At 50.7% G+C, this 20,048-nt stretch carries 16 protein-coding genes; 14 read left to right on the top strand and 2 right to left on the bottom strand.

Features of this window, described 5'->3' with window-relative positions:
- Window positions 1–72 precede the first annotated feature (72 nt).
- Genes AC04MQ_RS00385 through AC04MQ_RS00360 form a run of 6 tightly spaced genes read left to right on the top strand, consistent with a single transcriptional unit; the run spans window position 73 to window position 4,554 of the window.
- Complete coding sequence (locus tag AC04MQ_RS00385; protein ID WP_041576914.1) at window positions 73–309, top strand: ferredoxin; 237 nt, start codon at window positions 73–75, stop codon at window positions 307–309.
- Entirely contained in the window at window positions 296–949 is a 654-nt protein-coding gene (nth, locus tag AC04MQ_RS00380) for an endonuclease III (protein ID WP_475390520.1), read from the top strand. The genes AC04MQ_RS00385 and nth overlap by 14 nt, the downstream gene beginning before the upstream one ends.
- 14 nt (window positions 950–963) lie before the next feature.
- Entirely contained in the window at window positions 964–1,446 is a 483-nt protein-coding gene (locus tag AC04MQ_RS00375) for a DoxX family membrane protein (protein ID WP_015089753.1), read from the top strand.
- A gap of 3 nt (window positions 1,447–1,449) precedes the next feature.
- Window positions 1,450–2,490, top strand: a complete 1,041-nt coding sequence (locus AC04MQ_RS00370; RefSeq protein ID WP_475390517.1) for a thiamine ABC transporter substrate-binding protein — start codon at window positions 1,450–1,452, stop codon at window positions 2,488–2,490.
- Window positions 2,491–2,519: 29 nt separating this feature from the next.
- Complete coding sequence (locus AC04MQ_RS00365; protein WP_475390515.1) at window positions 2,520–3,950, top strand: ABC transporter permease; 1,431 nt, start codon at window positions 2,520–2,522, stop codon at window positions 3,948–3,950.
- A complete protein-coding gene (locus tag AC04MQ_RS00360; RefSeq protein ID WP_235046239.1) occupies window positions 3,922–4,554 on the top strand; it encodes an ATP-binding cassette domain-containing protein in 633 nt (210 codons plus the stop codon). Before AC04MQ_RS00365 ends, AC04MQ_RS00360 begins: the two co-directional genes overlap by 29 nt.
- 229 nt (window positions 4,555–4,783) lie before the next feature.
- Here AC04MQ_RS00360 and AC04MQ_RS00355 read toward each other — a convergent pair whose 3' ends face one another.
- Complete coding sequence (locus AC04MQ_RS00355) at window positions 4,784–7,513, bottom strand: ATP-binding protein (protein ID WP_015089757.1); 2,730 nt, start codon at window positions 7,511–7,513, stop codon at window positions 4,784–4,786.
- A gap of 104 nt (window positions 7,514–7,617) precedes the next feature.
- On the opposite strand from AC04MQ_RS00355, the gene AC04MQ_RS00350 reads away from it, so the two are divergent.
- From AC04MQ_RS00350 to AC04MQ_RS00320, 7 genes are all read left to right on the top strand, one after another.
- A complete protein-coding gene (locus tag AC04MQ_RS00350; RefSeq protein ID WP_475390512.1) occupies window positions 7,618–8,358 on the top strand; it encodes a substrate-binding periplasmic protein in 741 nt (246 codons plus the stop codon).
- 110 nt (window positions 8,359–8,468) lie between these two features.
- Window positions 8,469–9,182 (top strand): 3D domain-containing protein, encoded by a 714-nt coding sequence (locus AC04MQ_RS00345; RefSeq protein WP_015089759.1) that lies wholly within the window; start codon window positions 8,469–8,471, stop codon window positions 9,180–9,182.
- Window positions 9,183–9,242: 60 nt separating this feature from the next.
- Entirely contained in the window at window positions 9,243–10,280 is a 1,038-nt protein-coding gene (locus tag AC04MQ_RS00340) for an alpha/beta fold hydrolase (protein WP_475390510.1), read from the top strand.
- A 123-nt stretch (window positions 10,281–10,403) separates the two neighbouring features.
- Window positions 10,404–11,312, top strand: coding sequence for an N-acetylmuramoyl-L-alanine amidase-like domain-containing protein (locus AC04MQ_RS00335; protein WP_475390508.1), 909 nt, complete (start codon window positions 10,404–10,406; stop codon window positions 11,310–11,312).
- Window positions 11,313–11,780: 468 nt separating this feature from the next.
- A complete protein-coding gene (locus AC04MQ_RS00330) occupies window positions 11,781–12,605 on the top strand; it encodes a flagellin N-terminal helical domain-containing protein (RefSeq protein WP_015089762.1) in 825 nt (274 codons plus the stop codon).
- Between the two features lie 1,111 nt (window positions 12,606–13,716).
- Window positions 13,717–14,550 (top strand): flagellin N-terminal helical domain-containing protein, encoded by an 834-nt coding sequence (locus AC04MQ_RS00325; protein ID WP_041576920.1) that lies wholly within the window; start codon window positions 13,717–13,719, stop codon window positions 14,548–14,550.
- A 330-nt stretch (window positions 14,551–14,880) separates the two neighbouring features.
- Window positions 14,881–17,028, top strand: a complete 2,148-nt coding sequence (locus tag AC04MQ_RS00320; protein WP_475390506.1) for a zinc-dependent metalloprotease — start codon at window positions 14,881–14,883, stop codon at window positions 17,026–17,028.
- Here the strand turns inward: AC04MQ_RS00320 and AC04MQ_RS00315 are convergent.
- On the bottom strand, window positions 17,018–19,366 hold the full coding sequence (locus tag AC04MQ_RS00315) for a phosphoenolpyruvate carboxylase (RefSeq protein WP_475390504.1): 2,349 nt from the start codon (window positions 19,364–19,366) through the stop codon (window positions 17,018–17,020). The two genes, AC04MQ_RS00320 and AC04MQ_RS00315, sit on opposite strands and share 11 nt — an antisense overlap.
- 144 nt (window positions 19,367–19,510) lie before the next feature.
- Between AC04MQ_RS00315 and AC04MQ_RS00310 the strand changes: the two genes are divergently transcribed.
- Window positions 19,511–19,894: a flagellar protein FlaG gene (locus tag AC04MQ_RS00310; RefSeq protein WP_475390502.1), complete on the top strand. Its 384-nt coding sequence runs from the start codon at window positions 19,511–19,513 to the stop codon at window positions 19,892–19,894.
- The last annotated feature ends 154 nt before the right edge of the window (window positions 19,895–20,048 follow it).

Genomic DNA, 20,048 nt, shown 5'->3' with positions numbered 1-20,048 from the left:
CGGGAAGGGGGTTTGACATCAAGGGCAAAAGCCTTATATTAAGGCGGCTTGGCCCCCCTAAGGAGATTCGTAATGGCAGAGAAAAGTCAGTCTTGGAAAGATAATAAGCCCGGCAAGATGTTCGTGGATCAATCTTGCATTGCTTGTGATGCCTGTGTGCTGACGGCGCCTAAGAACTTCTCCATGCACGAGGAAGACGGTCACGCGTTCGTAGCCAGACAGCCGGAAACTCCGGAAGAGGAAGCTCTGTGCAAAGAGGCGATGGAAGGCTGCCCGGTTGAAGCTATCGGAAACGATGGCGACCAGTAAAAAGCCCACTGCCAAACAGGCGGCGGCTCTCGCAACTATTGAACTTCTCAAGAGATATTATCCTGACGCTTATTGCGCCCTGAATTACACCAATCCTTTTGAGCTTCTGGTGGCCACCGTTCTTTCAGCCCAGTGTACGGATGAAAGAGTCAACATGGTGACCCCGGCGTTGTTTAAGAAATACCCAACTCCGAAGGCCATGGCGAAAGCTCCGGTCGAATCCTTGGAAGAACTGATCCGTTCGACCGGGTTCTATAAAAACAAAGCCAAAAATCTGAAAGCCTGTGCGACCACTTTGGTGGAAAAACACGGTGGCGAAGTCCCGCAAAATCTCGAGGCTTTGGTCGAGCTGGGAGGCGTGGGGCGCAAGACCGCCAATGTGGTGCTGGGAAATGCCTTCAATATTCCCAGTGGGATCGTCGTGGACACCCACGTGACCCGCTTGTCCAACCGTTTTGGATGGGTGAAAACCGACAACGCGGTGATGATTGAGCGTCAACTGTCAAAGTTCGTCCCCGTTGAAGATTGGATCATGTTGCCGCATTGGCTGATTTCTCATGGTCGAGCTGTCTGTAAGGCGAGAAAACCTGCGTGCAGTCATTGCTTTCTCGAGGAGACTTGCCCTAAGAAGGGTGTCTAGTTCACAATGGCTTCATGTTAGTTTCATTCTTTGAGAGCGTTAAATACGTAGGTCATCTTCTTCCGATCTCTTTTTTAAGAATCTTCCTGGGTTACTATTATCTGGAACATGCCCTGATGAAATATCGTGGCGATTTCCTGACCCGTCCGCGCATTGCGGATCAAATGGCTGAATGGCTTCCGGCCAGTCATGCTCCGAACTGGTTTAAAATCTTCGCCAGCTCCACGATGATTCCCAACTGGCAGACCGTGGCCTTTATTATTCTGGGCCTGGAATTTGCCGTCGCTATTTCCTACATCATCGGATACGTGGTTCGTCCTGTGGCATTCCTTGGGGTGCTGTTGTGCGTGACCATGCTCTTTATCTCGGGTCCGGCGATGGAGGATTTGTATAAAACCTTCCTGGCGATTCACCTGATCCTGGCTTGGGTGGGTGCGGGACGCTGTCTGGGCTTTGACTATTATTTCTTCAAGCGCCGTCGCGGACTTTGGTGGTAGAGCGTGAAGCACTTTGTTCTTTTCCTGACTGTTGTATTTTTGGGTCTGTTCTTGGCGGTCCTAAACCGCACGGACACGGCGGCACCGAACAGCTCACTTCCCACGGTGCGTGTTTTTGGTTATGCGTCTTTCACTGGTCGCTGGGGACCGGGACCGGCATTGAAAGACCTGTTTGAAAAAAGCTGCAAGTGTAAAGTGGAGTTCATCGAAGGCAGTGATTCTGGAATTTTGCTGCAACGTCTGAAAATCGAAGGTGAAAGCCTGGGTGCAGATGTTGTGGTGGGCCTGGATCAGTTTGATCTTTCCAAAGCGGTGTCTGAGCAAAGCTGGAGAAAACTAAGCCTGGGTCAGCTGGATGTCTATGATGCCGTGAAACCAGCCTTGGCCAACAGCTTCTTTGTTCCTTACGACTGGGGGGCTTTGACTTTCGTGGCCCGCAAAAATGAATTGATGCGCATGCCATCGTCTTTGGATGATTTACTGGCGCCAGAGCTGGTCAAGAAAATCGCCTTGCAAGACCCGCGCACCAGTTCCCCGGGGATGCAGTTCCTGTACTGGGTGATTCGTTCCAAGGGCGAGGAAGAGGGCTTCCGTTATCTGCAAAAACTGATGACTCAGGTTCACAGCTTTTCCCCGACATGGTCCACGGCTTATGGTCTTTTCACCAACAAGCAGACGAAGCTGGTTTATTCCTATGTGACGTCACCGCTGTATCATGAAATCGAAGAAAAAAAGAAAGACTATGTGGCTTTGCCGTTCAACGAAGCCCTGCCAGTGCAGTTTGAATTTGTGGGCATCCCGGAATTCTGCCGCCACTGTGATCTGGCTGAGCAATTCGTGAATCTGATGCTTTCCAACGAAGGCCAGAAGATCATCATGGAAAAGAACTATATGTTCCCCGTGATGAAGGGCGTGATGGAAAACACTTCCTTTGCTCCTTTGATGAATGTCAAAACCATGCAACAGGTTGAGATCCTTTCTTCCACCGAAGTGGATCGCCTGCTTCGCCGTTGGACTGAGATCCGCCGGGGCGATCTCAATTGAACCTGCGCCAGTGCCTCAGAATTGGCCTGGTGCTGTTTCTGATTTTTCCATTTCTGTTTCTGCTGACTCAGTTTGGTTTTTCCGGCTGGCCCGACATGGGCGAGCTGGTCTGGGCCTTTAAGAACAGTTTCCTGCAGGCTTTCTTTTCTTCTGTCTTTTCATTGATCATGGGTTTTTGGGTGGCGCTGGGTTTGTTGACCCTGCACTCGGCCCGCGGGCGCAAGGTGCGCTGGGGCCTTGAGATTCTGTGCCTGCTTCCCAATTTTATGCCGCCGATCTTTATCCTGCTTTCCACACTCAACGTCATTGATCCGTTTCCGATGGGAATTCCCGGGATTGTGATCGTGCACACTTTGATGAACTTTGGCCTGGTGGCGGTTCTTTTGGCGTCGACCATTGAAAACAAACTGGGTGGCATGATCGAGCTTGCTTATGTGGAAGGGGCGGGCCGCTGGCAGTTCCTGATGCGCGGGTTGTTCCCGATGCTGAAAAAAGATTTCTGGCTGCTGGGGTTATTCATCTTTGTGATCTGTTTTGGCAGCTTCGCGGTTCCGCTGATTGTCGGCGGCGGGCGTGGCACCACGGTGGAAGTGTTGATTTATGAAAAGATCCGTCTTTCAAGTAACTGGGGGGACGCAGTTTTACTGGCATTCCTGCAATCAGTGTTTATCTTTGCGCTGTCCTTTGTCGCCAGCCGCGGAAAAGCTGTGCACAGCACCCGCTCTGCAAATTTGAGCCTGCTGAAAACGCCGACGGGCATTTTCGTTATCGCAGGATTGTCCTTCTTGTATCTGTTTGGGTACGTGCAGGGGTTCCTGTCCGGGCTTTCGCAGATTTCCACGTTTTATGAATTGCAGTCAGCGCTAATCTGGAACTTTATTGGCAGTCTGACTTTGGGAATGAGTGTTGGTATTTTGTCCTATGCCGGGCTGATGCTGATTGCCTACTGTTGGCCGAAGACGTGGTTTGAAAAATTCCTGAATGGTTATGTGGCGCCGTCCACTTCACTGGCGTGCTTTTGCCTTTTGATCTTAAGCCCGAACGAAGGCTTTTATCCGTTTATCAAAATTCCGGTGGCGCTGACGCTGCTCAGTCTGAACAGCCTGTTCCGTATGGGTTGGGACAGCGAACTGCACGCTTTGCAAAATCAGATGACCGTGGCTTACTCCATGGGGGCTTCCAAAGCGCAGATTTTTAAAGAAATTCTGTTCCCGCAGCTTTCTGGTCGTGCGGGATTACTGGCGGGGATAGCGTCGATCTGGGCAGCGGGTGACTTTGCCGTATCGCGGATTCTGGCGCACCGGGATCTGAGCATCGCGATGATGACGGAAACCTTGATGTCGGGTTATCGCTTGAATCAGGCCATTGTTCTTAGCAGTTTGATTATTGTCGCCGGTTTGATTTGTTTTGCTTTGTGTGTGGGAGGCAGCCGTGTCCTTGGTCGAAAATTTGCACCGTGATTACGGAGACTTCAAATTAGATATCGATTCCTGGGAAATCCTCGATGAAGGCGTCACTGTATTGTGGGGCCCGTCGGGCTCTGGGAAAACATCGGTGTTTCGCATTTTGCTGGGCCTTGAAAGCTGCCCGGGATTCAAGTGGACTTATCAGGGGACCGATCTGGCTAAGCTGAAAACTCCGGACCGAAACTTGGGCGTGGTGTTTCAGACTTTGGATCTTTTCCCGCACCTGAGTGCTGAAGAAAACATGATGTTCGCAGCCCGCGCCCGCAAAGTGAATCCAGCGAAATCCAGTGCGCGTTTGAAAGAACTTTCTTCAATCCTGAAAATGGAGTCTTTCCTGCAAAGGCCAGCGGCGGTGCTGTCGGGCGGGGAAAAGCAGCGTGTCGCCATTGCGCGCGCCTTGATGGGCGAGCCTCGTTTGCTTTTGCTGGATGAACCTTTTTCCGCTTTGGATCAGGAACTGCGCGATGAAAGCCGTAAACTGGTGAAAAGTGTGATTGAGACCGAGAAAATTCCAACCCTGCTTGTAACCCACGACCAGCGCGACGTGGAGATCCTTGGGAACAAGGTCACCACCATCCGCAACGGCCGCCTTGCTTAGTCGGCTGGTGAAAAAGGGCCATCCGACTGCGTGTGGAGGGCTCCTGCCCTCCACCCTTCGGGCTGACGCGCAAAAATAGCATCCTGCTATTTTTGTGTCGGGCGGCCTTCTCGCTTCGACGTGCTTGGAGCACGCCTGCGCTGCGAGGGCCTACTCCGCCTTGCGGCTGACCCTTTTTGACCAGCCTTTAAACTCGTTAGAAGGAAGTTTTGTAGTTCTGGCGGGGTTTTCAGCCTAGATATCTTTGAATCATTTCTAGCAGGGCTGACTTTTTGATGGGCTTGGTGACGTGTTCAGTGCAGCCGACATCCAGTGATTTTTGCATGTCTTCAGCCATGGCGTTGGCGCTGACAGCGATGATTGGAATTGGTTCGGTGCCTTGATCTTTTTCCCACTGACGGATCTTGCGGGTGGCCGCATAGCCATCCATCACCGGCATCTGAATGTCCATCAGAATCAAATCAAATGGTTCAGCCAGAACTTTTTCAACGGCCTCTTTGCCGTTTTCGGCCTGCACAACTTCAAATGGCAGTTTTTTCAGATAAGTCAAAAGCAGGAAGCGATTGTCTTCAGTGTCATCCACCACCAGAATGCGTGCCGAACGGGTGACCGTCAGTTCATTCATTGGCGGACGTGGAGTCGCATTGGCAACCGGGGCTTTTTCAGGTGCCACCAGTTCGCGCGGAGCTTCCGTCGGAATGTAAGGAACTGTAAAATAGAACGAGCTTCCGGTGCCTTCTTCGCTCTGGAACCAGATGCGTCCACCCATCAGCTCAACCAGATTTTTTGAAATCGTCAGACCCAAACCACTGCCGCCGAATTTGCGGGTGATGGAACTGTCGGCCTGAACAAAGCTCTGGAACAGCAGGTGCTGTTTGTCTTTAGGGATCCCGGTACCGGTGTCACGGATTGTGAAACGTACAAACTTTTGCGAAGTCCCGTCAAAGTCCAGGGACACGGCGATTTCGCCTTCTTGAGTGAATTTGATGGCGTTTCCGATCAGGTTGAACAGGATCTGGCGCAGACGGGTCGGGTCCCCGATGACCAACGGCGCACGGTTCTTTGGTAAATTCACACTTAACGAGAACTTCAGATCTTTTTCAGACGCTTTTTGTTTCAGGATATCGCAGATATTCGTGGTCGTGGATTCCAGATCAAACGCGATTTTTTCCAGACGCACTTCGCGGGCTTCGATTTTGGAAATATCCAGAATATCATTGATCAGCGCCAGCAGATTTTCACCGGCATTGGCGCACACGCGCACCAGCTGGGATTGTTCCGGTTTCAGATCAGATTCCGCCAGAATGTCGGTGATACCGATGATGGCATTTAACGGGGTGCGGATCTCGTGGCTCATACGAGCCAGGAATTCGGATTTCGCCTGGGATGCTTTTACGGCCTGTTCACGCGCTTCGATCAGGGCGGTTTCAGCGGTGATACGGTCGGTGATGTCGGTGCAGACGAATACGAAGGTCAGGTCTTTGCTGGTGCGGTTTGGAAGGGCCGCCCAGTTCATCAGCACCGGCAGACGACGTCCGTCCTGGGCTGTGATCTCGGCCTCGATGCTGTGACGGGTTTGTAGCAGCCAGGTGTAGTTGTTGAATTCTTCCTGCGTGCTGATCAGTTGTTTCAGGTCCACATGGGAAATCTGATTCGTGGAATAACCCAGGAACTTCAGCGCGGATTCATTGGCCTGTGAGATCATGTACGATGCCTGTCTCCAGTCGTCGTGATGGCTCACTTTGACGATGAACAGGAAGGCCTTGATAGATTGAATGACACTGTCCAGGAACTCTTTGGAAACGGTGGTGGTTTCCAAACGGTCGGCCAGCTGATTGTACTTGCTCACCAGCAAACCGATTTCGTCCTTGGAATTATAGTTGATCTTCTGGGTCAGGTTGCTGGTACCCAGTTTTTCCAGGCGGTCGGTCAGAAGCTGGATGGGTTCCACGACTTTTCCGGTGGCGGCAAAGGTCGCAAAGAAGAACAGGATAAAGATCAAAACCGCCGCGGCACTGGAGGCAATCGCGATACGGTCCAGGACGGCAAAGGCTTCGCTTTCGTCAATCTTGGTCTGGATGTACCAAAGCTCACCGTTGGGCAGATAGATTTTTCCGATCGAGCGGATGACTTTCTGCCCGCGATAGTCAGTGCCCAGCTCGCGCACTTCGCTCAGGTTCTCAATTTTTTTGATGTCTTCATCGCCGCGGTTGGATGAAAGGACTTCGGCTTCAAGGCTTCCCTGAGCAGCTTGGCTGGCTTCAACGCGGAATCTTCCGGTGTTACGCAGACTCCAGTCTTCGCCGTAAATCAGCGTCTCGCCCGTTTGGCCCATGCCGTGGGTCGGCCATGCAAAGTTATCACTGGTGATGCGATCAATTTCCGAGATGGAAATTTTCAGAACCAGAACGCCGACCGGGCGCAGGTTGCGATAAATCGGGGAGGCAACAAAGCCGGTGGCTGAATTGGGATTCAAACTGTCCTTGTCAAAGTCCAGAAACAGAGTCGAGCCTTCTTGGGCCTTCACGCCCCAAGTGTAGATGTCCTTGAGCTTTGATCCCGGAATCGAACCTACAGAGACGGATGAACCGTCTTCGATGTCTTTGCGGGTCGTGTAGACCACAACGCCCTGATTGTTGATCAGCGCCATGTCGTAGATATTGAAGTCCAGGACATAGTTATCCAGCAGGCGGCGGAACTCGGGCAGGCTGTCGACTTTCTTTTCATGCAGCAGATCGTCCGTCAGTTCGTGAGAAGAGATCAGATTGATCGCCGTTTGCAGATCACGGAAATAATTTTCGATGGAGCTGGTCTTGCTGATACGGATTTGAGTCAGACGTTCATAGGTGCTGTCGATAACGGTGGATTCAACAATCTTGAGGCCAATAAGCGCGACGACAAACGTCGCAAGAAAGACGGAGATTAAATTGAATAAGAAAATTCTTAAACGTAATGTCATGCTTATTGATTAGCCTATGCATTTTTAGTGATATCGTATACGTGTTCCTAGTTCAATCAGCGAGTGAAATACAAGTGCGAAACTAGGCTTGGGAGTAGAGTTAAATGAATGTAATCAAGGCGTTCTTTCTGACGGCAGTGCTGCTGCTCACAAGCTCGCGGTCCTATGCGGAACGCTGGGTGGTGATGACACTGGAGTGGCCTCCATTCACCTGTTCGCGCTGTCCTGAAAACGGAGCAGCGGCAAAGGCGTTGAAAGACACTCTCAACAAAGCCGGCATCAGTGTCGAATTTGTGTTTTACCCTTGGACTCAAACTCAGAAAAAGGCTGAACAGCCTGATGTGGTTGGTTATTTTCCTTCATGGAAAGATGTGTTGCCCGGTTTTACACGTTCCGAATCATTGTTTAAGTCTCCACTGGGTTTTATTCAGCAACGAAGCAAGCCTCTGGTCTGGGCCAAACTGCCGGATCTGAAAGGAAAAAAGCTGGGCATCACCGAGGGCTACAGTAACACCACTGAATTCAATCGCCTGGTTAAGGATAGAGTGCTGACGGTCGAAGCAGTGATAAGCGACGACACCAACGTGCGACGGGTGGCCCAGGGGCAGATTGATGGTGCTCTGATGGATATCAACAACGCCCGGTATCTGATTTCAAAAACTCATCCCGAATATGCCGGCAAGGTTTCTGTCAATCAGAGGATCCTGGAAGATAAAGAGCTGTATTTCGCCTTTAACACCCATAATCGTGATAAGGCGGCTAAGCTTAAAAAAGCCCTGGAGAAGGTCAACTATCAGCGCATCGTGGATGACTATTTGCTGAAGTACCTTCTGCGCCTTGATTAAACTTTGGTCATCAGTGTAAGCCTTACACGCGCTGTCTGTATTTTTCCAGCAAGGCCGCAAAATCCCTCTGAAATTTGCTATAAATAGCAGTAACAAAGGAGGGCCAAACTATGAAAATCTTCAGTCAGACTCTGGCTCTTCTTGCGGCGGTGGTGTTGCTGAACGCCTGCGCGGCTTCCAAGTCCAGCGATGGTTCCGGATTAATTCCCACCATCTATTTTAAGCCCACAATTCAACTGGATAAGAACAAGTGTTCTTCCGCATCACTGCGTGATCTGCTTTCGCCCGAGGGCCGCGTGCTGACGACACTTTGTGATTCGGATTATGCTCAGTGCTTGCTTCAGGGGTCCTGCCTGATTGAGGACGACGGCGTGTCGACCTCTTACAATTATCATTCTACCAAAGACGGCGTGGCTCGTTTTATTGTGACGGACACCAAGGTTTGCCCTTTCGGTTATGGTGTCAGCAACGCATGTCTGGATCCTTATTTCTCGGCAGCCGCAGATTTGAAAATCTATAAGCTGGGTGATGTGCTTTACATTCCACGCTTGGTGGGCGCGAAGATGCCAAATGGCGAAGTTCATGATGGGTACATCGTCATTCGCGATGCGGGCGGCGGAGTCAAGGGTGCTGGTCGTTTTGATTTCTTCACAGGCTACATGGATCATCGTAATAAGAAAAACACCATGGCGCGCCTCGGTTTTGGGGATCCCAAGAATCGCATTGAATATCGTGTGGTCCGCGGCGAAGAAGCCGCCAGTGCGCGAGACCGCCGGGGATTCCCGGGACTTAAAAAATCCATTCTGGAAGAACAGCAAGACTAGCATAAAAGCTCTATTTTTTAGCTGTTGCCAAGGCCCAGAGCCTTTGTTACTTCCAGCTGCATGAAAACAATCGCTCTGTTCATTTCAGTTCTTCTGGTATCACTGACAGCCGCGGCAAAGGTTCAGTATCTTCGTTTGGGATCCGGCAAAGTGATTGCCTATGAATACATCCAGACCAACAAAGCCTCTTCGACATTGATTTTACTTCCCGGGGTGAATCGCGCCCTCGGCGCCGAGGATCGCTCCGTGCAACTGCTGGCAGAACAAGGGTGGAATCTTTTGCTGCCTTCCTTGCCGGCGCATCCTCTTTCCATTGAAGGTCTTTCTGCCACTGAAACGCCGTACTTTCTGTATGACTCGACAATTCGTTCTGCGGACTTTTCTTCTGACATTGAAAAGCTGGTTGCGGCTTTGAAAATCAAAGACGCTGTTCCGGTGACGTTGTCTTACACGTCGACCGTAGGGGCTTTCTTAAATCCTAAAATTTTCCCGCATGTGATTGAAACAGTTCCGCTGGGTATCCCCACCGAAACAAATCCTGAAGCGGCCAAGAACGCCGAGCTGTGGGAAGGCTGGCTGGGCATGAATCCGCTAATGGCGCCGTACTGGATTCGTCAGTTCCGTGATCAGGCTTACACCAAGCACTGGGGGGTGACTGTTGATGCGAATCTTGCCAGTGATCCTGAATTCTACGGCGCAAAGCCGCGCACGGCAGATATCAAGACCGGATACGTGACGATCGCCCGCGCGGCCGAGGACTTTGATCTGACCAAGGTGGATTACAAAGCAGACGCTGTGACTCGCGATTTTATTCTGGCGGGGGAAGAAAATTCCGAACGTCTGAAGAATCAGATTCAGGCTTTGAAAAATTATTTGCGCTCAGGCAAGCCGGTCCGTGTGATTGTGGTGGCGAATGCAGGGCATGTGCTGCCGTCGGAATCTCCGTCAGTGTATGCGGCGGCGATTGGGTTGCTGGCGCAGGAGCCTGTGTCTGCGACGGTGTCTTTCATGGTGGTGCGCAAGGCTCAGGATGTGCGCAAGGCCCAATGGCAGGGGGCTTCGGCGCTGGAGGCCTGGATGACCGAGGCTGTGAAATAGCGGCTTTAAATGTCGCTGTGTCAAAGTGATACACAGTTTTTTACAGTGAGAATGAATAAAACGGGGGCTCTTTGAGCCCCCGTTTTGCTTTGTATGGGAATGCTGGATTTTCATGAGGTGACTATGAAACGTTCTTTGCTCCAATCACTGCTTGTTTCCTCCATGATTATGGGGATGGCGCCGGTTTATGCGTTGGCTGAAGTAACGGGGGCCGACCAGCGCCTGCAAAACCTTTACACCTCAACAGCGCAATTGAAGCAGGGGCAGGGCAAAGACCGTGTGTCGATGTTTGCTTTGCAGTTTCTTTCTGAAAAAAGCCCGTACATTGTGGATCCGCTGGGTGAAGGCCCTCAAGGTGACATCAGTCATGGACCGCTTTATCGCTTTGATGGTTTTGACTGCACAACGTTTGTGGAAACAGTGCTGGCGTTGTCGCTGTCGTCGACTCCGGAACAGTTCCGTGAGCGCATGAATCAGATCCGCTATGAAAAAGCGGTGGTGTCATACGAGACGCGCAATCATTTCCCCAGTGTGGATTGGATTCCCAATAATATTGCAAACGGATTTGTGAAAGACATTACCGGTTCTATCGCCGGGTCTAAAACGAAGTGGTCCCAGACATGGATTGAAAAAGATCTGTGGTTTGCAAAAAAGGGCGAGGCCTTCGTGGGCATGAGCCGTGATTTCAAACCGGAACTGGGTCAGCTGCCTTACATTGCCAAAGAGGACTTGCTGAAAAACCCCGAGCTGATGGATAAAATTCCCTCGGGGACTATCTTCCATGTGGTGCGCCCGAACTGGGACTTGCGCAAAGCCATCGGGACTCGCCTGGATGTTTCACACATGGGCTTTTTGATTCGTGAAAAGGGTGTGCTTTACATGGTTCACGCCAGCAACGGGGCATCTCGTGACGGCAGTGACGACGATAAACGTGTGAAGAAAGAGTCTCTGTACGGCTATGTGGAGCGCGTGATGATGGCTTCGCCGACGACGGCTGGAATCAACATCCTGGCAGTTCGTAAAACACCGTAGAGTTTTTTGCGTGTAACATAAGTCTTCGATAAAACATCGTTTTTTAGCCCTTGGTCGAGCCTTGCCTGGACCTTGGTCAAAAATTTTTGAGTCCTTAATATCCAGTAAAATCAAGCACTAGCAAATCCGCCAAAAAAAATCCTAGACCTTGGGCTAAAGTTTTCTGGACCTAGGTCCGAAGAGTTTGTTGTACACGTTGGGCAAGCTAAAAAGGATCTCCAGATCAAATCAGGATACCTCCTCTCGAAGCTCAAGCTCCTCTCAAGAAACGTCCAATCACCGTTTCTTCAGAGGGGCGGCTCCAACCTTAAATAAATTTTTTAAAAGTTAAGAGTTACTAAAAACAAAATCAGATCACGGGACGTAGGCGGATTTCGGGTGTTCAAAAGGTAAGTGGTGCTACCTTAGTTCATTTTAGATTCCATCAAAAACCAGCGGCTCCGGATCTCTAATCCCAAGGGGGGTTCTATGGGCTTAAGAATCGCAACAAACACCGCATCTATCGCAGCACAACGTGTGCTATCCAAACAACAGAAACGCGCAGAGCATGCCGCTCAGGCACTGGCTTCTGGTAGCCGTATCGTAAATGCGGCCGACGACGCCGCAGGCTTGGCGATTTCTGAGAACTTCAAAGGACAATTGAAAGGTATCGGTCAGGCGCGAAACAACGCCAACAATGCCATCTCATTTGTTCAGGTCAGTGAGGGGGGCTTGAATGAGGTCTCCAACATTCTGGTGCGTCTGCGAGAGCTGGGCGTACAGGCCGCTTCCGATACTGTGAGTGACACAGAGAGGGAGTTCCTAAATAAAGAAACCCAACAACTTATCCAAGAGGCGGATCGTATTGCCAAGACCACGGTCTTCGGTACGAAGAAAATGCTGGATGGTACTGCCGGAGCCATGGAGTTCCAGGTGGGTGCTTACTCGGATGAGAACAACGTTATTAAATTTGAATTTGATGCCGACTCGACGGCCTCGGCTCTGGGAATCGATTCGATTGCCATGGCGGAAAGAGGGGATGCGCGAGCGTCTCTGGAGCAGGTCGATCAGGCGATTGAAAAAGTCTCGGGTATGCGAGCGAACTTCGGTGCGATGCAATCGCGAATGGAGTCCGCGGTGAGTAACCTTGACGTGTCCTATGAGAACTTGTCAGCGGCGAATTCTCGAATCCGCGACACCGACGTGGCGAAAGAAACGGCCGAAATGACATCTGCAAGTATTCTGCAAAATACAGCGGTGTCGGTTCTGGCTCAAGCCAACCAGTTGCCTCAAGTTGCAATGAAGTTGGTCTAATTATATCAGCGTAAAATATTTAAGATTCACATTCGCGATTACGGAATGTCGGGAGAAGCCTGTTCTGGGATAAGGCTTCTCTCGGGAAGAGGGGTCGCCCACATATACTCCTCGTCTTAAGCCCACCCCGGGGACACCCGTCCCCGGGGATTTTCGAAAAGGTGCCTGGTTGTTTTTTCTGGCTACAACGCACAATTTTCGAGGGGAGAAAGACGACTGTCTAATTTGGGTAAGGCAAACACTCCCTTGCGAAGTGCTCTTCTTACCAAGTCCCAACTTTCCTCATTAGGTTTGGCGTTCAGCCACCGTAATGTCTGCACCCGGCTGTCCCAGGTGCTCCAACGAGGGTCTTCCAGTACGGGAACCTCTACCATCTTTCTTCCCAACAATGCTTGTATCGTTGAATACGGATAGTCCTGAACTCTTTCGCAGAGCCCTGCTTCCACCGGATTTCTATATACATATTTATAGGCGTGATCGTAATGCCGTGGATGAGCGATCAAACTACGGTGAAAGCGACCGCCATAAGTCTGATTTATTCTTCCGCTGATTTCCCGCAGATCATCACCCGTTGCGCGCATGAAGTACTGCATGGCTTCACTTAAGTTTGCCTGTGGTGATCGGACTATCATGTGAAAGTGATTGCTCATCAATACGAAGTTATGAATGCGCAGATCAGAGAGTGAAGAGCAAGATCTTCGCCCTGTTTGCGCTTCTTCTTATTAGTTCTTAGGTCCGGCAGTCGAATTTTACTGCTTTGTAGCCAGAAAAAACAACCAGGCACCTTTTCTTAGTCGGGGTAGACGTTGGGTGGGACTGGACCTTGGTATTGAAAAGTGCAGGGTTTTGGTCTGTTTTTCAGGATCTTAGTCCAGCTTTTACTGGATCATGGTCCAGAAGTGCTGGACGCGACTAAAGCCTTTCAAGACCTCGCCGAAAGGTATGTCAGAAGCAACGACGCAAACCAAGTCGAAGCTCTCGAGGAACCCGCAAGGAGTGATTGCCTTACGAAGATTCGCTTGAGAGAGCCAGACAAAAGTTTGGGTCAACAACGTGTACAAACTGGCTAGCCTAAGTAGGTATAAGGCGGCCGATTTAATGGAGGTCCCAAATGGGAATGAGAATTTCTACGAACGTATCCGCAATCAACGCACAGAGAACAATGGTTAACTCTCAGCGTGAAATCGGTAAATCAATGTCACAACTTGCATCCGGCTCCCGCATCAATAAAGCGGCGGACGACGCAGCAGGTTTGGCGATCAGTGAAAACTTGAAATCGCAAATTCGCTCTCTGGGCCAGGCTTCCCGAAATGCGAACGATGGTATCTCCATGGTTCAAACTGCAGAGGGTGGTTTGTCAGAGATCTCCAACATCCTGACTCGTATGAGAGAACTGGGTGTACAAGCCTCTTCTGACACTATCGGTGATACAGAGCGCGGCTTCCTTGATAAAGAGGTTCAGCAACTTAAATCTGAGGCACAACGTATCACTCAGACTACCAGATTCGGTACAACAAAACTTCTGGATGGTTCCGGCGACAAGTTCGACTTCCAGGTAGGTATCAACAATGACCCTGAAGCAGATAGAATCTCCTTCAACGCCGGTGAAACAAATGCATCCACGTCCTCTTTGGGAATTGACAGCTTTGACTTCTCTTCCAAAGAAGGTGCACAAGAGGCACTGGCAGCAGTGGACTCTGCACAATCTCAAGTGAATGGTTACCGCGCAAATCTGGGTGCCCTTCAGAACAGATTGCAGTCCACAGTTGATAACTTGGGTGTGCAACATGAGAACATCTCCGCAGCTAACTCTCGTATCCGCGATACAGACGTAGCAGCAGCAACTGCAGAGACGACTCGTAACCAGGTACTTTTGCAGGCGAATACATCTGTGTTGTCTCAAGCCAACGCAATGCCAAACTCTGCACTAAGACTGATTGGTTAATATTAGAATTTTTTTATAAGGATTTGACCTGAGAGGATACCTCCGTTTCCTCTCGGTACCAACCTACCCAGGAAGACATGGGTCTTCCTGGGGTACTTAAGGGGTTGGGATTCCTCGCAACATAATTAGGATCATACGGTTGCCTCGGTTCACGGGGTTTTTTGCGTTTGGTTTGATTATCCCTGTCAGTGGAGCAGTTCTTGCTTTGCTGTAATTCCTGAAAGTTTAAGCCTGTTAAGTTGGATATGGTGTCCGGCTTAGACCCAATTTTGGGTTCGCTGTCTCGTTTTTAGACGGCGGCAAGGGGTTTAAATCGATTTGGGAGTACGTATGCTGTCCTGGAGCCGTTCTACATTTGCCATGCTTCTTTGCTCGTCCCTGCTGGTTGCCTGTAGTAAAGAGACCGAAAAAGTCATCGTCAAAGACTCTCTGCCTCCTGAAAAAATCGAAGCTTCCGCCAAGGTCAGTAAAAATCATGTGACCTTCGAAAAGTCCTCATTAGGAAAGCTGTTCATGCTGGTGCCGACCGTTATCGAGTCGTCCCGTTCAGCTGCGCCCAGTTTCTTCCGCCCGCAGTTGGTGTCTTTTGAAAGAAACGGGGATCGCATCGCGATCTTCAATCAGACTGTCAAAGACGTGGTCGAGACGGTCACCGCCGATCAGTTGATTCAAAGTTTTGCCATCGTCGATGAGACCGCCGATCAGGTGGTGTTCGACATGGGCCAGGGCTTCCTGTCTATGAATCTGCAGGACTCCATGGATATCGTTTTGCCCTATACGTATTCCGACGTGATTGAGCGGGGCGAACGAAAGTTGGAATCCCATCTGGATATCAAGGATTCCTATGTCAGCTCTTTGTCCCTGCGTAACAACTCGATCTTCATGAAGCAGGTGATCCGTGTCGTGGAAAAAGCCCGTGAAACCGGCGAGGCCAACAAAGAAGCTGAAGAAAAGCTGAAGCAGATCGGGATGAAAAAGCCTGAAAAGTTTGAAACCAGCAAAACTCTGTTTTTTGAAATCAAACCTTACGTGCAGAACGATGAATTCAAGTCCAAACCCATGGATGCGCAGAGCCGTTTTGGATTCTTCATCAACAACACCTTTAAAAAAGGTGAAGACAACATGAAAACCCAGATCATCCGCTGGAACACCGACGAAAAAGCCGGTGACATTCGCGTGTTGATCGATGCCAATGTTCCGGCAAAAATGGAAGCGGCAGTGAAAGAGGGTGTGACTTACTGGAACCGCGTTCTGGGCCGTGACGTTCTGAAAATTGAAACTGGTTACAAGGATTCGGATCCGCAAACGGACCGGTCAATTGTGATTCGCTGGATTCACTGGGACAACGGGTTTGGTGCTTACGCCAATGCCCAGGTGGACCCCCTGACGGGCGAAGCCTTCCGAGGCTTCGTCTATATGACGTCCTCTTTCATCAAGAAGGAAGACATGACATCCGGTGGACAGAACGATGTGTTTTCGTTCAAGCACGGTGATCTGTGCGGGATGAGAGTCGACATGAACCAGCCGGACCAGGAAGACAATGTGCGCGCTGTGATCGCTCATGAAATGGGTCACGTTCTGGGACTTCGTCATAACTTTGCGGGCAGTTCTTCCACCGAATACACGGATAAAGAGATTAAAGAAACGATCGAACAGCGAGCGAGGGGAAATCTTGCCGTTGAAAAGGCTGTTGTTACCACCGTGATGGATTATACGGACAATGCTGCTTCCTTGGCTTCGGGCGCCTTCATTAAAGACAAGGTGATGCCTTATGACCAGAAAGCCATCGACTGGGCCTATAAAGGCATCGAGTCCGCGAAAAGCAAAAGCATGTATTGCTCGGATGAACATATTCTGGAGGCAGGATCCGGTGGAAGAAATATCATTGGCTGTGATCGTCAGGATATGTACCGCAATGTCTTCTTTGCAGAACGCGAAAAGGTTCTAAGGGCCGCAAAAGATGCGTTGAACAGCACTATCTATTCCCTGGAGTACATGAAAAAAGCCGGGTACAAGATCGAGCACAAAGCCTTTGTGCAAGTCACCTTCAGCCCGTCTTTGGAAATTGCCGAGTCCCTGTATAAGAGCGACAAGAAAAATCCTCTTCTGACAATTGCCGATGTGGTGGAGGACTTTATTTCTCCGTACATGCGTTGGGGTTACAGTGGGAAGGACTTTAACAATGGCAGCACGACCGGGGACGCCGAAATCAACGAGCAGTTGAAGGAAATGGGTGGCTTGACGGCATACCTGAAAACCTTGAGTCCTACGGCCACCGATCCTGAATTCTTCCAGAAGCTTGCCAAAGAAGCCCTTGCCGCAGGGAAATTCGACCAGCTCGGTCTGACCCCTGAAGAGCTTGTTGTCGTCAAAGAAGGTTTGATGGAAAACTCCGCCAAGCTTGATGCCGAAGCCATGGACCTTGCTATGAAGGCGGTCGACGTCACCAGGCTTCGCGACACCATTACTAACCGGTAGTCAGCATTCCACTGGCAACGCCGGTGACTGTTTCCCTGAGCAGCTTGATGTCCTTGGTTTCAAGGGCCACAAGCTGCAGGACATTCAAAGGATGAATCAGCGGCGAGCGCAGGCCGATGCTGGTTTCAAGCCACGGGCGGTACCACAGCAGGCTTTTTTCACCTGTGATTTCCCGAATGCATTTGACGGCTTTCGCATATTCCGTGCGGAAGCTTTTTTCGTATTTGGCGACAGTGCTTTGTGAAAGCTTCGAGGATCGCAGATACATAAAGAACACATCCAGTTCGATCTTTTCCAAAGTAAAGCCCACGGCCTTGATGTAGGTTCTAAACATCGAGGATTCCTTAAATGCCCGACGGTATTTGTTTTTGTCTGCCGCCGACAGGCCTGTCCAGAAAGAACCCAGCCCCCACCATGTCGGGAACAGCGCACGGGTCTGAGTCCAGCACAACACCCAGGGTATTGCGCGCAGACTTTTTAGCTGCACAGGTCCCTGGCGTTTCGACGGCCGGGACCCCATGCGCAGGTCTTTCATAAAAGAATAAGGCGTGGCTTTTTCAATCAGCTCCAGGAAATCTTCCTGCTTCAGAATGTTTTGATAGCTGGATTGAATGGCCCCGGCCAGAGTGCTCAAGGTTTTTTCCGTGGTGACAGAGCCGCGCGAGGCGGGTTTCTGTTTTCGGACATCACGGTTTTCCACCAGCAGATTCAGCTGTCTTTGCAGAATGTCCGGTGAATTGTAGTTGCGATAAATCATTTCGCCCTGCACGGTCATCTTGACGGTCTTCAAAGCAGAAAGAGGCCACCACTCGGTCTGTTCCTGGATGGAGCCTCCACCGCGTTCTATGCTGCCGCCGGACCCATGGAAGAAGATCGGGGTCAGGCCTCGGCCTTCAATGGCTTTTTCCAGAGTGCCAATGGCGGATTGGATCATATAGCGCGATGGGAAGGATCCGTTTTCTTTGGCGGAATCCGAATACCCCAGCATGACCTCCAGTTGCCCGGACCAGTGCTTTTTTATCAATTGCACATGTTTCTGGGTGCCAAGGAATTCAGAGATGATCTGTTTAGAGCTCTTAAGGGAATGTGAACTTTCAAATAGCGGCACCACGGGCAGACGGGGCCCCTTCAAGTGTAGTGAACTTAGTCGAACTCCAGCAGTGATATCTTTCGCCGACTCGCACTGACTTAGGACAAATCCCCGGACGTAATCGCGGGGATTGTGATCAGGGCAGAGGCGTGACAAAGCCATCAGCATGCGTGTGATGTTCGGAGGCTTGGAAGGATTTGCCAAAGCCTCATGCACCAACGTGCTATCTTCACGAAGCTCCAGTGGGACCACCAGACCGGGGAAGATCTTCAGCAGAAAGCGGATGCGGTTCAGTTTTTCGGATTCGGTCCCGAAGATCCGCCCCTGTTCGTGGGAAAGATTCTGCAGGGATTTGGTCAGGCGATCCACCCGGGCGGCATCACCGGCAGAAATGCGGCGAATTTTGATCAGGTTTGCTTTCACGGCGCGGGCGTGCTGCTGCAGCTTCTGTGTTGGTTTTCTTTGGTCAAGCCCCGAGCGCACCAATGGGGCAAGCTCTGTCATGTATTCGGAAAACTGTCGCGCCACCCAGTGATGCAGACGCTGACAGGACATGTTCAGACTTCCCAGCATGGTCTTTTCATCCACCCCCGGGTGTCCGTCCTTGTCGCCACCAACCCACGTGCGGATATAGAACGGATTTTTCTCCTGCCGCTGCTGCAGATAAATATCAATGACGTTGTCCTGCAAAACCAGGGAATAGATATATTCAGCCTCGTCCATCACTGTGGGTTTTCGCTGCTTTGACATGGGCAGGTGCCAGGCCATGCGAATCAGGGAATGCAGCCGGGCCGTTTGTGTGCTGTGGCTGGATTGCAGGCGCTGTAAAAGCAGTTCGTGAATCATGCGCAGATAAACCAGCATGTCGCTGTTGCGCGATTCAGTCGGGTGCGCGGTCAGGACATGGATCACGCGTCCATAGGAATGTTTTTCTTCACTGACAACAAGGCTGCTTTCCTCACGAAGCCGGTGGGTGCGGTACGCCGATTCGCAGGCATTGATAAGCTCCAGCATCAGAGCAAAGGAATGGGCGATCTCGAAGCGCTCCTGATTGGAAAGCTTCTCCATGTCAGTTTTAAGTTTCAGCAGTCCGTTGATATCGCGCGTGGCTTTGGATTTTACATGGAGGCGGATGTTTTCAATGCGCTGAAAGGCACGGGTCCCCAGCTCGGCCTCGATGACGTGCCCAAGTTCTGTTACGGCCCAGTTCACAAGTGATGTCAGTTCCTTCGCAAGCTGTTTTTGCATGGCCACTCCTGTCCGTAGGGATAGTTTAGGCCTCTTTCCTTCGTCGAGGGAAGTCGTATATTGGGACGACTTCTGTCTGGGAATGATGCGCTATTGCCAGAAAAAACAACCAGGCACCTTTTGGGGAGGGGGGAATGTGCCGATATGTTGGGCATGAATATCAAGGGACTGATTTCCAACATTCTACCGAACAATGAAGTTCGCCATGTTGATTCGATCGGAAAGACGATTCAGTCCGATTCTGCACACGATCGTGATGCCAACGGGCAAGAGCAATATCAGAATCAGCAGCAACAGCGCGAGCCGATGACTGAAGAGCAGCTTGAAAAAGCCATGGATCACCTGCGCAGTCTGCCAGCAATGAAAGAACACAAGTGGACCGTAGAGCTTGAAGACGAAGGCGATGGACGCTTTGTTGTCGTGAAAGACAATCTGGGCACGATTATCCGCCGAATTCCTGAACTGGAATTATGGACTTTGCCATCTGATAACTCTCCTCGAGGACAGCTGCTTAAGCGTTCCGCATAAGTTTTAATTTCAAAAGTGCATAAGATTCCCGGCAGGAGGTCCAGCAAATCAGGACCCTGTCAAAATCCCTGTGGGTTTATTTTCATTAGAGCCCTGAAAGCCTCTCCACTGGCCTTTCCTAGAGACATTTAATTGACTCACGGTCATTGAATCA

It is taken from the genome of Bdellovibrio sp. MYbb2, from assembly GCF_056175685.1.
Note: the sequence above shows the minus strand (reverse complement) of the source record. Positions and strands in the feature narration are given on the sequence as shown.

Excerpts from the sequence above, each read along its gene's own strand:
- AC04MQ_RS00385 (WP_041576914.1), top strand. The coding sequence starts at position 73 with ATGGCAGAGAAAAGTCAGTCTTGGAAAGATAATAAGCCCGGCAAGATG.
- nth (WP_475390520.1), top strand. The coding sequence starts at position 296 with ATGGCGACCAGTAAAAAGCCCACTGCCAAACAGGCGGCGGCTCTCGCA.
- AC04MQ_RS00375 (WP_015089753.1), top strand. The coding sequence starts at position 964 with ATGTTAGTTTCATTCTTTGAGAGCGTTAAATACGTAGGTCATCTTCTT.
- AC04MQ_RS00355 (WP_015089757.1), bottom strand. The coding sequence starts at position 7,513 with ATGACATTACGTTTAAGAATTTTCTTATTCAATTTAATCTCCGTCTTT.
- AC04MQ_RS00350 (WP_475390512.1), top strand. The coding sequence starts at position 7,618 with ATGAATGTAATCAAGGCGTTCTTTCTGACGGCAGTGCTGCTGCTCACA.
- AC04MQ_RS00345 (WP_015089759.1), top strand. The coding sequence starts at position 8,469 with ATGAAAATCTTCAGTCAGACTCTGGCTCTTCTTGCGGCGGTGGTGTTG.
- AC04MQ_RS00340 (WP_475390510.1), top strand. The coding sequence starts at position 9,243 with ATGAAAACAATCGCTCTGTTCATTTCAGTTCTTCTGGTATCACTGACA.
- AC04MQ_RS00335 (WP_475390508.1), top strand. The coding sequence starts at position 10,404 with ATGAAACGTTCTTTGCTCCAATCACTGCTTGTTTCCTCCATGATTATG.
- AC04MQ_RS00330 (WP_015089762.1), top strand. The coding sequence starts at position 11,781 with ATGGGCTTAAGAATCGCAACAAACACCGCATCTATCGCAGCACAACGT.
- AC04MQ_RS00325 (WP_041576920.1), top strand. The coding sequence starts at position 13,717 with ATGGGAATGAGAATTTCTACGAACGTATCCGCAATCAACGCACAGAGA.
- AC04MQ_RS00320 (WP_475390506.1), top strand. The coding sequence starts at position 14,881 with ATGCTGTCCTGGAGCCGTTCTACATTTGCCATGCTTCTTTGCTCGTCC.
- AC04MQ_RS00315 (WP_475390504.1), bottom strand. The coding sequence starts at position 19,366 with ATGCAAAAACAGCTTGCGAAGGAACTGACATCACTTGTGAACTGGGCC.
- AC04MQ_RS00310 (WP_475390502.1), top strand. The coding sequence starts at position 19,511 with ATGTTGGGCATGAATATCAAGGGACTGATTTCCAACATTCTACCGAAC.